At 47.9% G+C, this 13,570-nt stretch carries 16 protein-coding genes; 8 read left to right on the forward strand and 8 right to left on the reverse strand.

Annotated elements, in window-relative coordinates; translation table 11 throughout:
• Positions 1-292: 292 nt before the first annotated feature.
• Positions 293-1,582: a hypothetical protein gene (locus IPJ88_06340; GenBank protein QQR91340.1), complete on the reverse strand. Its 1,290-nt coding sequence runs from the start codon at positions 1,580-1,582 to the stop codon at positions 293-295.
• Positions 1,579-2,091, reverse strand: a complete 513-nt coding sequence (locus IPJ88_06345; protein QQR91341.1) for a hypothetical protein — start codon at positions 2,089-2,091, stop codon at positions 1,579-1,581. Before IPJ88_06345 ends, IPJ88_06340 begins: the two co-directional genes overlap by 4 nt.
• Positions 2,092-2,376: 285 nt before the next feature.
• Between IPJ88_06345 and IPJ88_06350 the strand changes: the two genes are divergently transcribed.
• On the forward strand, positions 2,377-2,634 hold the full coding sequence (locus tag IPJ88_06350; protein ID QQR91342.1) for a hypothetical protein: 258 nt from the start codon (positions 2,377-2,379) through the stop codon (positions 2,632-2,634).
• A 1,118-nt stretch (positions 2,635-3,752) separates the two neighbouring features.
• Here IPJ88_06350 and IPJ88_06355 read toward each other — a convergent pair.
• The 3 genes from IPJ88_06355 to IPJ88_06365 form a co-directional block, all read right to left on the reverse strand.
• Complete coding sequence (locus tag IPJ88_06355; GenBank protein ID QQR91343.1) at positions 3,753-3,980, reverse strand: hypothetical protein; 228 nt, start codon at positions 3,978-3,980, stop codon at positions 3,753-3,755.
• 113 nt (positions 3,981-4,093) lie between these two features.
• A complete protein-coding gene (locus IPJ88_06360) occupies positions 4,094-4,567 on the reverse strand; it encodes a threonine/serine exporter family protein (GenBank protein ID QQR91979.1) in 474 nt (157 codons plus the stop codon).
• 3 nt (positions 4,568-4,570) lie between these two features.
• On the reverse strand, positions 4,571-5,359 hold the full coding sequence (locus IPJ88_06365; protein QQR91344.1) for a threonine/serine exporter family protein: 789 nt from the start codon (positions 5,357-5,359) through the stop codon (positions 4,571-4,573).
• Between the two features lie 411 nt (positions 5,360-5,770).
• Here IPJ88_06365 and IPJ88_06370 point away from each other — a divergent pair, with 411 nt between their 5' ends.
• The 5 genes from IPJ88_06370 (at position 5,771) to IPJ88_06390 (ending at position 9,490) form a co-directional block, all read left to right on the forward strand.
• Positions 5,771-7,078, forward strand: coding sequence for a hypothetical protein (locus tag IPJ88_06370; protein ID QQR91345.1), 1,308 nt, complete (start codon positions 5,771-5,773; stop codon positions 7,076-7,078).
• Between the two features lie 109 nt (positions 7,079-7,187).
• Positions 7,188-7,361 (forward strand): hypothetical protein, encoded by a 174-nt coding sequence (locus IPJ88_06375; protein ID QQR91346.1) that lies wholly within the window; start codon positions 7,188-7,190, stop codon positions 7,359-7,361.
• A 49-nt stretch (positions 7,362-7,410) separates the two neighbouring features.
• On the forward strand, positions 7,411-7,587 hold the full coding sequence (locus tag IPJ88_06380; GenBank protein QQR91347.1) for a hypothetical protein: 177 nt from the start codon (positions 7,411-7,413) through the stop codon (positions 7,585-7,587).
• A gap of 245 nt (positions 7,588-7,832) precedes the next feature.
• The gene (locus IPJ88_06385; protein QQR91348.1) at positions 7,833-8,192 is read left to right on the forward strand and encodes a helix-turn-helix transcriptional regulator; all 360 of its coding nucleotides are present in this window, start codon (positions 7,833-7,835) and stop codon (positions 8,190-8,192) included.
• Positions 8,189-9,490: a type II toxin-antitoxin system HipA family toxin gene (locus IPJ88_06390; GenBank protein ID QQR91349.1), complete on the forward strand. Its 1,302-nt coding sequence runs from the start codon at positions 8,189-8,191 to the stop codon at positions 9,488-9,490. The genes IPJ88_06385 and IPJ88_06390 overlap by 4 nt, the downstream gene beginning before the upstream one ends.
• Positions 9,491-9,552: 62 nt before the next feature.
• Here IPJ88_06390 and IPJ88_06395 read toward each other — a convergent pair whose 3' ends face one another.
• The gene (locus tag IPJ88_06395; GenBank protein ID QQR91350.1) at positions 9,553-10,362 is read right to left on the reverse strand and encodes a hypothetical protein; all 810 of its coding nucleotides are present in this window, start codon (positions 10,360-10,362) and stop codon (positions 9,553-9,555) included.
• A gap of 220 nt (positions 10,363-10,582) precedes the next feature.
• Between IPJ88_06395 and IPJ88_06400 the strand changes: the two genes are divergently transcribed.
• Positions 10,583-11,560 carry a hypothetical protein gene (locus tag IPJ88_06400; protein QQR91351.1) on the forward strand — a complete coding sequence of 326 codons (978 nt, stop codon included), beginning with the start codon at positions 10,583-10,585 and terminating at the stop codon, positions 11,558-11,560.
• Positions 11,561-11,618: 58 nt separating this feature from the next.
• On the opposite strand, the gene IPJ88_06405 is transcribed toward IPJ88_06400, so the two are convergent.
• Positions 11,619-11,942 carry a NifB/NifX family molybdenum-iron cluster-binding protein gene (locus IPJ88_06405; GenBank protein QQR91352.1) on the reverse strand — a complete coding sequence of 108 codons (324 nt, stop codon included), beginning with the start codon at positions 11,940-11,942 and terminating at the stop codon, positions 11,619-11,621.
• A gap of 132 nt (positions 11,943-12,074) precedes the next feature.
• Positions 12,075-12,488, reverse strand: coding sequence for a hypothetical protein (locus IPJ88_06410; GenBank protein QQR91353.1), 414 nt, complete (start codon positions 12,486-12,488; stop codon positions 12,075-12,077).
• A 235-nt stretch (positions 12,489-12,723) separates the two neighbouring features.
• Here IPJ88_06410 and IPJ88_06415 point away from each other — a divergent pair, with 235 nt between their 5' ends.
• A complete protein-coding gene (locus IPJ88_06415) occupies positions 12,724-13,554 on the forward strand; it encodes a dienelactone hydrolase family protein (protein QQR91354.1) in 831 nt (276 codons plus the stop codon).
• Positions 13,555-13,570 lie beyond the last annotated feature (16 nt).

Genomic DNA, 13,570 nt, shown 5'->3' on the forward strand with positions numbered 1-13,570 from the left:
ACACAAAAGGTATCAATGAATTAGGAATTCGCGGGTTGGGGACGAGTTCAAGTATGGGGATCCGAATTGAGGCCAGGATCAGGTAATATAGCTTGATGAAAGCACAAGAGTTCTGAAACAAGCTGTTACTTGGTACTTGGGGATACTTGGGGACATGCTCTTCGCGAATAAGCGATGCAATTTTAATCAGTTACAATCCAGGCCGCGAGACCTTTTTTATTAGAACGGTTCCGCAGTTGCATTTCTAAAAATTTGTAATCATTGGAAAATTGTAGATCGGGCATTTCCCCGGTTATTCTTCTTCAACAGTGATTCGGTAGACACCGTTTTTTTTGTCAACAACAACGTGAGCCATCGTCATATCCTGCCCTGGTTCCAAGGTTTTGCTGACAAGATGTTCGCGGCCATCGCTGGTCCTTATGTGGAGTAGTGCAGTTCTTGGTCCCTCGCCGTCATAGTATTCAACTCGAACAGAAAAACGGCCAATCATCAACTCGTCGCACGCTAGTGAGTAGTACTCTGACCTGCTACCGTCCTTACTATCACGATGCAAAATGCCTCGTCCTGTTAGGTTGCCCCAGAACACTTCTTCGCCGGTTGGCTCAGAAACATGCAAGTCTAGATCGCCACCGCCTGACCAATCCAGGGACACACTCATTACGCCTGACGACAGGATTGCTTCAGGATGCGAGACACTGGCAAGCTGTGTTTCGATGGCATCGGAAATCAGCGGCCGTGAAACGAGCGTTGGGTCCATGTACGAAGTTATCAGTTCATGATTGAATAAATCGCGATCGTCACCGAATAGCCCTGGGTCGTTATCAACGTTGGGCTTGAGCACCGGCTGAATCAAAGCAAGTGAAGCAATAACCCTATCATCATCCGCCGTAAAATACGCCGTATGTCCAAAAACCCGATCGGCCGGACTCGCAATACCCACCATAGCAAGGTGATCGCCGTAGTCCTGTTGCAAATCGCGCATCGCTAAATTGGAAAATAAGTTTCCTTGGCTGTGCGCGATGATAAGCACTCTGTGGCCAGCCTCAAGCGTTGACTTGACGGTGTACACCAAGTTGTACTCGTCTGCTACTTGGTTGAGCCGCCTGTTGATCGCATGCGCTATAAATCCCGCGATGTAGTCTCGATCATCGAGGAAATTCCAAAAGCCCGGAATGAACCATAATGACTTCGTAAATTCCCGAGTGATCGAATGCATCGTTAGCAAAATGATGAGCCGCCTCGCTTCGGTGCGACTTATCTGCACGCCGATACGTTCCTCGTATTTTTGCCTGAAGACTTCTAATAGATCTTCAACCCAACCGTAGCTGGTATTGTATATCGAAATGAATTCGAAGCTGTCTCCAGAAAATTTATTGTGCAACCGATCGCTAAAATGGTTTTTGATGTAGTCCCTTGAAGCACGTAGATCCGCGCGTGTGTTGAGCATGCCGTTCACAAAGAACACCGTATTCTTTCTTAAAGCATCGGAGCCACAAACTTGGGCGAACGCAATTCCATTTGCACTTGCAAGCACAACCATGACGAGCAGACATTTTATCGCCCAGAACTTGACGCTTTTCATAGCACGCCCTCGCATGGATTTTCATAATCACCAGCGGGCATTGCTTGCCCGGAGTACCACTTTTCCATCTTGGTAAAGGCTTTCTCGCGTGCATCAGTATCGACGAGAAACAGTTCCAAGATTTTGACGTTCTCTCCTGCTTCAATGCCGTCAATCTTATCGAAGAGGCACTGCATCGCTTTTGTTTCAACCTTGCTTGCTTCATCGATATCGGAATATTTTCCATACTCGGCAGCCAAAAGGACTCCTTGTGCAGCTTTCATGTAGTTCATAAACACTGCGCGTTTCACGCTATCGTCTGGATAGCGTTTGTGTGCGATGCGCTCCAAATCGTCGCGCACGCCGTTTTCGTTGCTATCGATGCCTTCGAGGGTGCTCCTTCCAGCCTCACCGGGATCTGGCGGCATTTCCCCACCGAAAGGGGCGCTCCCTTGTTTCGAGCTATGGCAGCCCAATGTAAATACCATCCCTAAAGCCAATAGCCCCTTGATTATGCACTTCGTACTCATTCCTTGCCTCGTATGTGAAATAATCATTGCTTGAGGCAGCTGTGCCTCACGGTAGTGTTATCGGCATGCTCAAACCCGAGTTGCTTTCGTAAAGCTATATTTCGACGAAAGCTCGGTGGCGCAGTGGATAGCCATACCAAGGCTTCCCCGAAAACGACGAGACGACGAAAAATTTTGGGTGCGCACGCAACTCGACCCTGCATGTGATCGATAGAGATAGGCGAAGGCCATGACGAATTCGGTTGGCCAGAACTCTAAAAGAATGCCAGCGAAGGAGACTTTTCCATGCGACCCACTCAAAAACGTTTATTGCGCAATCAGGACGGACTTTCGACTGTCGAGTACATCATCATTCTAGTCCTGATCGCGGTCAGTGGCATTTCCCTTTGGCGTCTATTCGGACAAGAAGTGAGCAAAAAAGTCGGCACATCCTCCGCCAAAATTCAAACCATGGAAGGCAAAGAAAAAAAGCGAAATCAAACCCTAACGATCGGATACCGTCACTGTGTCCGTATCTGTTACTGTTACCGAAGCAGTCTCTGAAACAGAAATCGATACAGTCAGGTTGGGGGTCAGGATTGTGTTATATAGGTTTCTGAAACAAACCGCGGCACCAGTTTTCGGACTTTAGGTTGCGCGGCCTAACTTGCAGCTCGATGAAATCGTATTTACTTGGGGACTTACTTGGGGACATGCTTGTCGCGAATAAGCAATGCAATCTCATGCAGTTACAAACCCGACCGCGAGACTTTTTCCATTTTGAACGGTTCCGCGGTCACATTTCCAAGCTACTGCAATCATTCCTGGATTTGAGCAGGAGCACGTCCCCGCCTATCACTGCCTAATTCTCGTTATAATCCCGAACCATCAGTCCCTGAGTCTGGTGTTTCATAGGACGGGCAACTTGCACAATCGTAGCCTTGTGTACAGCTCCACTTGCCATCAACGCAGTTACAGATCTGCGCTACATCGGAGCCACATTGACAACTGCGAATCAAATAAGAACAACTCTGGGTACTGTCAAATGTACACGCTGTGTCTTTTTCGGGAGCCTCTGAGGGGCAGGCGTCGTTCGAATCCGAGCACCCCCACAAAGAAAAAACAAGTAATGCAATAATCCACTTTCTTTTAAACATTGTACTCCTCCAAAGAAACATTTTGTACTTAGACAAGCAAAAGGCATGCCATTCTTCAGTTGTACGTAAGTGAATCACCAGCATCAAGAAACAGTGCCATGCTGTGCCAGCATGTCTCTTTCTGTACCCATGCTACTCGTCGTCATCGTGAAATAGGTAGGTGGTATAATGGGGCGTCGGGTGCCTGTTTGCTAGCAACTTAGATAGAGCCAAACTGCCCGGTGCACGGGGACATGCTTTAGGCGAATAAATAAAATAATATCAATAACTTAAAAGAAAGACCGCGGAACCGTTATACTTGTCGACGGTTTCGCGGTCGCTACTTGGGGACATGCTCGTCGCGAATAAGCAATGCAATCTCATGCAATTACAAACCCGACCGCGAGACCTTTTTCATTTTAAACGGTTCCGCGGTCGCATTTCTAATACATTGAAATTATTCATGATTTTTGGCAGGAGCATGTCCCCGGATATCCCCGGATAATGGCGGTCGACCTCCACCTTGCCAGTAGCGCATGTGTGGACTCATTCCAGAGTCGCTGCCTTCGGTGACTTGAGCTGAACTAAACTTTTCAGTTCAGCCCAGGCCATCTCTGGATCGAAGTGCCGATAGACGATGGCGTGAAAGCAGGAATCCCATAGCCACTGTTGCTTGTAGACATGTGGCGCGGGTCGGGTGTAGCGAAACCCCTGAGTGCTCATTTCGTTGTTACGCAAAACATCTGCGCAGCGATTTTGCCAAGAACGATCCATGTGTCAGCTAATATGGGGGTCAGAACAGCTTTTTGCTACAGGAATCACAGGCATCAAAGTCAATCGAAATCGAGGCGGGTAGTGTATCTCAGAAACGAGGCACTTGTTGTTGGCTAGGTTTTCTTTACGGATTCTTTTCTGGTTAGCAGCATGGGGATGGCTACACCGAGGGCCAGAGACAGTAAGATAAACGAGGCCGTCAAACCAGCATGGATGGTTTGTGCGATGATCTGATTGTAATTGTCAGTATTGACGCTTTTGGTCAGTCGCATTAGTCCAAGCATCATCCGGTAGATGGCTACACCGGGGACCATCGGGATCACCGCTGGAATTGCAAATACCATGGGTGGTGCGTGTTGAAGATGCGCTGCGTACCTACTTACCATGCCAACAGTCACTGCACCGGCCAATGATGCGATGGTGACGTTGATGCCAAACTTAAGCATTAAGAATTTTATCAGTCCACCCAGTGCACCAATCGCAAAAATTACTTTGAGGGTTCTTCTTGGTACATTAAAGAGTATGGCGAAACCAATGGCGGCCAAGCCGAGCCAGATGCCTTTTTCTAGAAATGTTAAGTATTCCATCATTTATAAATGCCACATCTGAATAGCAAGCAATAGGCCGAATGCGATTGCAAAGGCTATGATTAGGCCGTTCACGCTCCTGACAATTCCGTTCATGATATTGCCGTGTATAAAATCAGAGAAGGAATTGATAAGCGGAACGCCTGGAATGAGATACAAGATCGAAGCTGACAAAGCGTACTCCTGGACATTGTTGCCAAAGCTTACATACGCTCCGGCGATGAGTGATGAAACGAGCGAGGCTAAAAAGATACACAAATAAGGATTGAAGCTTCTTTTAGTCGCTTCCTGCCTGAAGAACAGTCCAACAAAGGTAGCAGCGAAAGCAACGAGCATGTCTTTGTAGTCGCCGCCAAACAGTCTGCAAAATGAAGCATCAGCCAAGCCCACCATGAGCAAAGTCACGATTCTTGGATAATGTGAAAGCGAAAGCAGTCGATTGAGTTCCGCGTTTATCTGCTCGACGCTCCATCCTTGTTGAACAACTTTCCAGCTCATTTTGCTTATGCCGGAAACAATTCTAAAGTTGACTCCGTGCGGAGAAGTTCGTTTTAAACTACTGTGAAACTGCTCGTCCTTTTCGTCACTGATAGTAAGCATCAATGCTCTGTGCATGATAAGCAGTTCGGTGGAGCAGTTGAAAGCCTCTGAAACCCGTTCGATCGTCATACGGATTCGTCGGGTATTAGCGCCACAGCTCATAAGGTGCGAGCCAATCCGCAGAAGGGTGTTGCCTAACTCACGAACATCGACCTCATCGGTACTGTGTGTGGCTGTGCTTTTTTCGCTCATTGGCTTCGATTCCAGGCTGCAACTTACTAAATGCTGTTGATTCCCTGCAACCGCAACCAGGTAGTGATATGTTTCTTTCGCTTAAAAATCTATTTTTCCGATCGTTGGGCATGTCACATGACTTGCTTTGATCATCAGGAGCAGAATTGCAACAGCCTGTTGTTGTGTTTGAACAGTACTTCAGTTCCAAAGCGGGTAAGGGAAAAGCATTATCGACTTGTTTACCCGATTCCCTGTGATTGCATGTCTCCTTGCAGGCTTAGGCAACGGTGTGCGTGGGGTTTAGGCTAGTGGTCTGGGGAGCGGATACCTCAGTTCCTTGCTGCTGATGGGGTCTGCGCTTCCTCAGCGAAAACCGTTTTTTTGTTCTTTTACTCGCCAAAGCCCCGTATTTAGCAGGTGGATTTCGGCATGACTTTTGCAATGCTATCTGTGACTATGAATTTTCTTCGTTCTGGAAGCTATGTCATCTTTGGATATTCGGTTGTTTTAGCGCTGTTTTTTACCAGTGCATGTCTCAGCACCCCTGATCTGCAGCAACAACAGGGCGCTTCAGTCTATGAAAGCATTTCCGTTCTCGATGCTTTGATTACACAAATCGAAACGGCCTATGCGGATGATCCTGAGAAGATCGAGTTGTGCGCACAAGGAGCTCGCGATTTTTTTGAAACTCCCGAAGGGTTTCTCTCGCGCGTCAATATCGACATCTCAAATGCAGCGCATTTTGTAAAGCCAGAATGGTTTGGTGAAGCGAGTGATAGGTGTTTTGTCGAATTTCTAAACGAACAAAGAGAAAGCTCCGATATCGAACTAGGTGACTGGCAAACCCGGAGTCTATCGAATCATCCTGGTGACTTGGCGTACCGCGTTCGTTTAGGATCTTGGTTTTCAAAAAACGCTTCGTCTATTGCCAATGCAAACCTAAGTGCTGAGGCTTTTAACGATTTAAATGTGGCACTCAACGAAAGTGCTGAAGTTGGTTTTTGGGGAGACTGGACCTCACTTGAAAATTGGAAATCAAATCACATTGGCGAAAAGAAAACTCTTGGCAAAAGCGGTCATAGCTCAAAGCGTATCAATGACGGTACGCAAGATCCCATACTAGGTATTGGCGTTGGTAGTTTGTCTGCGGCGGCAGTGGGCTATATTGTAATCGCTACCGTTTTGACCATCGTACTTAGCATTGCTATCTCACGAGCATTGTTAGCTTTGCAGTTTGATTGGGGCTTCCCCTCTGCGACGGTATCTCACGATCCAAACAGAATTGTTTTCATGAACTCTGCTGAACTAGGTGATGAGCTATTGGGAAGTATCGGAGGAGCTTATGATGCCAGCAACGACGAGATTAATTTGGAATCGATCCTTGCTCGTTACACCAACCTGCCTGTTCACCTCTGTTTGGCTTATTGTATCCCCGATGTTAATTCGCCAGGAACTTCACTAAGTGTAATTGGTCCTAACACGGCAGAAATGATTGATCCTGTGTTTTATGGTTTAGGCGTGGGACCAACTCGGGATTGGGCGCAGGCCGAGGCAATGCTTTGGTTGTGGATTGCTATTCAAATGGAGCGGTATTCCGAAGACGCTGCTCAAGCCACTTACAATCGAATCGGAAGGTTACTCACCTCTGCCGATATCGTTGAAGCCGTCAGTGATGAAGCCTTTGGGACATGCAATGACTTTCTCATTGAATGTACGGCAACCTCTGCAGTGAATTAATTCTATGTTGTAAACAAGTTGGGGTCTGTGCCACTTGTTTGGCACGAAGCTCCTCGATCGGTCAAACGAACATGATAGCGCAAAGGCTTATGCTTTGTGGATTTTTGCAGTGATAAAAAATGGACGAGAGATCAATGACGAGTTTGCTCCTGCAGAAGTCATCGCGGCTTATCCCAGCTGGAAAAGAAAACGTGTGCGGCTTGCACGCAACTTTGCCTTCCAGTGGCCGATGAAGCTCATGACAGCACGGTGCGGTCAAAAGGAGGTGCGTGATGGCTCGTAAAAAGAAACACAAAACTTCGCGACATAGGAGAAGTGCACCGCAGTCACAGATGATAACCATCGGAGATCACGACGGTGACTGTCCTATTTGCCAAGCGCTCAAGGCCAACGGGCCTAGCGTGGGAAAAAACTTTGGGCCACAGTTGGACATGGTGTCTGTCTCGCCCGAAGAAGCCGCAGACATGGTGGCTCTCATGGACATGGTCAACAAAAAATACCTGGACTAGCGGTGCTCTTCAAAAGTGCTCCCTAAGAGCCAGACGGTTCAATAAGCGGCTGGGGGTCACGACAATAAACCCATGCATTTGCGATTCAAGAATTTTTTTATCGTCATTTTTGACGCTTAAAGATATATTATTAAATATTATCGTCTATTTTGACGAATTAGAACATGTGTAGTATTTTTATTAACTCGTCTATTATGTCATAATAAATGTATGATCGGACGTTTTATCGTCGAATTAGGCAGTTTATGGGATTTGCTTCAGAAAACAGCGATCAAGCGCTTTTAAAAGAGTTCGGTGAGCGCCTGGCGCACATTCGCTTAGGGCGCAATCAAAGCCAGGCTGAGCTTGCGCGCGAGGCTGGTATCTCCAAACGCACACTTGAGCGCCTCGAAGCCGGGCAAGCATCGCAGTGGCGCAACGTGCTTCGCGTGCTTCGTGTACTTGGTTTACTTGGCAGACTCGATTCGCTTTTTCCGAAACCAGCGCCAAGTCCCATGGCCCAACTTAAGCTTCGCGGCAAGATACGCAAACGCGCCTCTGGCAGCCGAGCGCAAAAACCTGAAACCGAACCCTGGACTTGGGACGATACAGACGAGGGCAGGTGAGCAGCGTTGCGCGCGTTAAGCTCTGGGGACGCACCATCGGCGCTGTGCTGCTTGAAGACGGTAAACGCACCGCAGCCTTTGAGTACGACAAAGATTTTGCACAAAGCGGCATCGAAATCGCGCCACTTACCATGCCCTTGTCGCATCAAATCTACCGTTTTCCTGAACTTGATCATGGCACTTTTTTAGGATTGCCCGGAATGCTTGCCGATGCATTGCCCGACAAGTTTGGCAATGCAGTCATTGACGTGTGGCTCGCGCAGCAAGGACGCAGCAAGGAAAGCTTTAACGCAATAGAGCGCTTGTGTTACACGGGTCGCCGCGGCACTGGAGCGCTTGAATTTGAACCTGCCATCGGCCCTAGCAAGAATGAAGCGCGCACTTTAAAGGTCGATGCTTTGGTAGCGCTCGCAAGTGAGATTCTTAGCAAACGCGAGGCGTTTCGTGTCTCTTTTTCCGAAGACAGCAAAGAGCAGGCTCTTAAGGACATGTTGCTTGTGGGAAGCTCAGCTGGCGGCGCCCGGGCCAAAGCCTTGATTGCCTGGAACCCGCGCACAAATGAAGTGCGCTCAGGACAGTTGCCTGCACAAGGCGGTTTTGAATATTGGATTTTAAAGTTTGATGGGGTTCGCCGCAACCGCGACAAAGAACTCGATGATCCGGTGGGGTTTGGCGCTATCGAATATGCCTATCACCAGATGGCCAAGGCAGCTGGCATTCAGATGAGCCCGTGCAGACTGCTTGAGGAACATGGCCGGCGGCATTTTATGACCAAACGTTTTGATCGCTTGGACTCCGGCGGAAAACTTCACATGCAATCGCTGTGCGCGCTCGCTCACTACGATTTCAATCGCGCCGGCGCTCATTCCTACGAGCAAGTGTTCATGGTGCTAAGGCGTCTTGGGCTTAACATGGACAGCCAGGAAGAGCAGTTTCGCCGCATGTGTTTCAATGTCGTGGCCCGTAACCAGGACGATCACGTCAAAAACATCGCCTTTCTAATGGACAAAACCGGAACGTGGTCCTTGTCTCCTGCCTTCGATCTGACATTTAGCTACGATCCCACCGGCGCCTGGACCGCACAACATCAAATGTCGCTGAACGAAAAACGCGATCATTTCGAGCGTAGCGATTTCAAAGCCATTGGCAATCACGCGGGCCTAAAACGCGGCAGAGCAGAGCAGATTTTGGATGAAGTTATCGATGCTGCGAGCCATTGGCCCAAGTTCGCCAAACAAGCCGACGTCGATTCCGAATGGCAAAAGCACATCCAAAACAGCCTGCGCCTCAAATTTTAAGTCCGGGGACTGCGGTAAATTGCGAACACTCGCAACACTTCTCAAGGAAGCTATTACCGAGATCAACGGGTCGTCTTTTTTGTTTTCATCGAATTATTTAGCGAGGCTCGATTTTTCAGCATTCCGAAATGAAGGTGATGTTGATGCATTCCCTTTTTCAGGTCGGATTTTGTAAGCGCTTGCAACTTCATTGCGCGCTGCGTGCAGTAGCCCGCCCAATCGGACCAGTCTGCTGCTGCGATTTTGGCAAACGATTGGACACAAAAAACATAGGATCCAGCCGCTTGCATAGCATAAGGCCGAATCATGTTGTTTAGGGTCGAGCCATAGACTTGCAGTAGCTCCTCGTCGGATGCAACTTCACTTGGTATGGGCGCTCCGCTCAATCCGCCGAGAGTGTCTTCAAAAAGATAACCGGCTAATGCTGCTGCGACTGCGCCTTCAATCATGATGCGTTCCTCTTGTTTAGCTGCTTTGTCCGATGCGGCTTCGGCAACCTCATCGAGTGCAGCAACAGCCAAGCTCACTGCAACCTTGCGCTGTTCAAACCAATCGGTGAACGGTCCTTGCGCCCACTGCTTTACTGAATCCTGACTTGTGTCTTGGGGTGGCTCTGGCGGGCGAATCGCAATGGCTTTTTCAACCATCGTCCATGCTATTTGCAACATTTCCGTAAGCTCTTCACGCGCAACGGCGGGCTGGGGAACAGGGATAGGTACGGTGGTTCGAATCACCCTTACAGCTGTACTTGGTGAACTTTCTGTTTCTTCATGGCCTGTAGTTTGGGGCGCTGTGGATGAGACTGTATCGCTTTCGTTGCTGCTACACGCGCTCAAAGTAATAAGCAAAAAGAACAAGCATCGTACTGCCATGAAAGCAAGCTAGCAAAACGATCTTTGGACAGCAACAAAGGGCTTTCTGTTTTTGGGGTCGCATACGGTTGCTGAAAAAGTAAATCCAGGGACTTTACTAGACACCTAAGCCCCAGTTTCCTACGTGAACACACCTATCTTCTGTCCACAACTGTCTCCACCATGTGTCGAGATCATTGCCTTAATTAGATGGTACGTTTCTTGCTCTCTATTTGAACTCATGCGCTTTACTTCATGCTTTTGTCTTGGAATCGTTTTATTGGCTGCTTGTGCGAGTGAAATGGTGGACCTTGAAGACCACAAGTCCGCTAGCATTGGCTCCGATGCCGAGTGCAATAGCGCTAAAGAGTGGGGCCACGCGATCCAGTATGCGAACATGCTGATGCTTGAATCCATTCGTGTCAACAACTATGGTCTCGTCGATCGTCCCGGTATCTTCGAAAGCATTCTACGCTTTCATCATCGTCCTTTCACAAAGGCTGCGGGCTATGATCCAGACATCACAGATTTTACGTTGAGCGAAGACTTTGGGTACTTGGAGTCTGCGCCCTGGACTCTTGAAGTTCAATTCAGCGATGAAGTTACTTGGGCATACACCCTTATTCCAAATTTTGGCAAAGTAGACGTTGTTGCAATCGACACATCTCAAGGCGGAGAAGAGTATTGCTATCAAGATCCTGATTTTGAGCTTGACCCAACACAGTGCGCTCAGGATAGATACCACGAGCATGCGGTTTTGCGGGGACCGTTTGACGGAAATCTTTTGATAAATGATAGCCCCGATAAAATTCTTGGTATGCTTGGACCGAATGAGGCGGATACCATTTATGTTTCGATCAATAATCAAAACTGGTGGTGGTTGAGTAGGCTTGCTGTGAAACTGGAAACGCCGCAAGCTGTTCCAGAAAGCTTTGACGTCGACGTCGCTTTTGAATGCGATTCGGATTTTTACGATGACCGTGAAGTGTATAGCGAAATCACCTGTGATGGCACTTATGATCCTGAAAATAAACAGTGTTATGCGTTAGTGAGCGAAAACAAACGCGAGCGAAACGCAAACGTTGCCGCTGATTGCAAAATCGATGAAGGCATTGGAACACCATCTGAAGTGGGTCGCTTCATTGTCACCGTCCGAGCCAGAAAGGGTTTCAACGGCTGTATCCCCTATAAAATCGGTTTTGGTCTCGGCGGCTTTTGACGGATACCAATACGATACTCTTGTTTTTCCATGAACGACCTTTTATTCGTCCTGCTGTTCATCTAAGGGGTCGTAGTTCGTTGCAACTCAGTTTTTCTATGAGGCTTTCAACATCTTCGATGGCGTCGGAGTACCATCCGTGTATTTCAGCGTTATGAAGATGATTTGTTGCGCCTTGTCCTATCGACGCAAAAATAGCATCAGTGCATTGGTTGGTTTTCATAATTTCCACAACAGCTTTTCCATTGAGGCCGCTGTTTCGGAAAAACGCTTTGCTGCCGAGTTCTGTATCGTAGAGTACGACCCACTTTGCTTTACCAAAGTGTTCAGAAATTCGAGGCTTATCTTCTTTTTTTACAACAGGGATTCCAATTTTCGGCATGGCTATGTCCTGGTAGAGAGGCGAAGACATTCTTAGGGTAATGAAAGGTCACGAGCTAAATGATTGGTCGCAAGTCGAGGCCTCCCATCGTGTTTACGATGAGGGGCCGTCGAGATGTTTCGCGAAGTTCTTCTAAGACTGTTCTGCCAGTTTTTCCCTTTGCGCGGCGATGAGCTCTTCCAGCTCTTTGAGTCTATTTGCAATATTTTGTTTGCTCTGCTCTTGAATGGATTCGGCACTTTTTTCAATGGCAGTGAGATCTTGCTCTACTGAGTTTTCTGCTTTCTCAAGTTCCGCGTTTAGTTCTACTTTCTTTAGCTCAGCTTGCGATTCCAATGTTCGAAGGTCTGAGCGCAGGTTGTTTAATTTCTCGCGGCTGGTTTGAATAAACTCATCTTTCATCGCGTTGACTTGCGTTTCAGCCTGCTCTTTCATTTGAGTGGCTTGCTGCTCGAGGCTGGTTTCATTAATGTTTTCTGGCTCTTTCTTCGAGCAACTGAAGATAGAAAGGACCGATGCCGCCACTACCACTAGTGTTTTTTTCATAATGCCTCCTTTTAGGCTTTTTTTGACGCTTGGAACGGTGCCGTGCACAATTTGTTGCACTTTTGCTACCTCAAGCGTTGAGCTCAGCTTATACCACGAGGAGCCAGCCTTGACAAAAGCTGCCCTAGATTGCCCTTGCATGGATTCATGTTTCTCAGGTAGTCCTGCTGGTATGAACAACACAATATGGAGTGACATGTCTTTGCAAATTTATCGATGCGCTACGTTACTTGGAATGATTTTGTTTGTTGGATGTGGCTCTTCTCAAAGCAGACCGTCCAGCCGGCAGGAATCTAGTTCGGGGCAAGAAGCTGCAGTTGAGCAGCAGCCTAAGACAGGTATTCAGGGCGAAGAAGTAAGTTATCAAGCAGATGGCGTGACGCTTAAAGGCTATCTTGCTTACAATGCCGATCAAGCAGATAAGCGTCCTGGGGTGCTCGTCGTGCACGAATGGTGGGGGCACAATGACTATGCGCGTAAGCGTGCTCGCATGCTTGCTGAAATGGGCTATACCGCGCTAGCACTCGACATGTTTGGTGAAGGAAAAAACACTACGCATCCTGAAACTGCAAAACAATTTGTTGGCGAAGTGCTGAAAGATGCCAATGTGGGTGAGGTTCGTTTCAATGCGGCGCTTTCATTGCTTAAGGCACACGATACGGTTGATCCCGACAAGATTGCAGCCATCGGTTATTGTTTTGGTGCTGGCGTAGTGCTTCACATGGCCAGGGTTGGGGCGGATCTCAACGCGGTAGCAAGTTTTCATGGTTCGCTTGATACTAACACACCGGCTAAGCGTGGAACGATTAAAGCCAAACTATTAGTTCAAAACGGCGGAGCAGATCCTTTTGTTCCTCCGGCCCTGGTTAAGAAATTTAAAAATGAAATGAAAAAGGCTAAGGCTGATTTGACCTTCATCAACTATCCGGGTGCTAAACACGCGTTTACTAACCCCGAAGCGACTGAGCTTGGCAAAGAAAACAATCTTCCCTTGGCTTATGATAAAGCAGCCGATGAGAAAAGCTGGCAAGAACTTAAGCTTTTCTTAGAAAAAATATTTCACTGATTTATCGTCACTGAAG

The organism is Myxococcales bacterium, from assembly GCA_016699535.1.
Classification (GTDB): Bacteria; Myxococcota_A; Polyangia; order Polyangiales.

Excerpts from the sequence above, each read along its gene's own strand:
- IPJ88_06415 (QQR91354.1), top strand. The coding sequence starts at position 12,724 with ATGATTTTGTTTGTTGGATGTGGCTCTTCTCAAAGCAGACCGTCCAGC.
- IPJ88_06350 (QQR91342.1), top strand. The coding sequence starts at position 2,377 with ATGCGACCCACTCAAAAACGTTTATTGCGCAATCAGGACGGACTTTCG.
- IPJ88_06380 (QQR91347.1), top strand. The coding sequence starts at position 7,411 with ATGATAACCATCGGAGATCACGACGGTGACTGTCCTATTTGCCAAGCG.
- IPJ88_06410 (QQR91353.1), bottom strand. The coding sequence starts at position 12,488 with ATGAAAAAAACACTAGTGGTAGTGGCGGCATCGGTCCTTTCTATCTTC.
- IPJ88_06405 (QQR91352.1), bottom strand. The coding sequence starts at position 11,942 with ATGCCGAAAATTGGAATCCCTGTTGTAAAAAAAGAAGATAAGCCTCGA.
- IPJ88_06395 (QQR91350.1), bottom strand. The coding sequence starts at position 10,362 with ATGGCAGTACGATGCTTGTTCTTTTTGCTTATTACTTTGAGCGCGTGT.
- IPJ88_06365 (QQR91344.1), bottom strand. The coding sequence starts at position 5,359 with ATGAGCGAAAAAAGCACAGCCACACACAGTACCGATGAGGTCGATGTT.
- IPJ88_06340 (QQR91340.1), bottom strand. The coding sequence starts at position 1,582 with ATGAAAAGCGTCAAGTTCTGGGCGATAAAATGTCTGCTCGTCATGGTT.
- IPJ88_06355 (QQR91343.1), bottom strand. The coding sequence starts at position 3,980 with ATGGATCGTTCTTGGCAAAATCGCTGCGCAGATGTTTTGCGTAACAAC.
- IPJ88_06400 (QQR91351.1), top strand. The coding sequence starts at position 10,583 with ATGCGCTTTACTTCATGCTTTTGTCTTGGAATCGTTTTATTGGCTGCT.
- IPJ88_06370 (QQR91345.1), top strand. The coding sequence starts at position 5,771 with ATGACTTTTGCAATGCTATCTGTGACTATGAATTTTCTTCGTTCTGGA.
- IPJ88_06360 (QQR91979.1), bottom strand. The coding sequence starts at position 4,567 with ATGGAATACTTAACATTTCTAGAAAAAGGCATCTGGCTCGGCTTGGCC.
- IPJ88_06385 (QQR91348.1), top strand. The coding sequence starts at position 7,833 with ATGGGATTTGCTTCAGAAAACAGCGATCAAGCGCTTTTAAAAGAGTTC.
- IPJ88_06345 (QQR91341.1), bottom strand. The coding sequence starts at position 2,091 with ATGAGTACGAAGTGCATAATCAAGGGGCTATTGGCTTTAGGGATGGTA.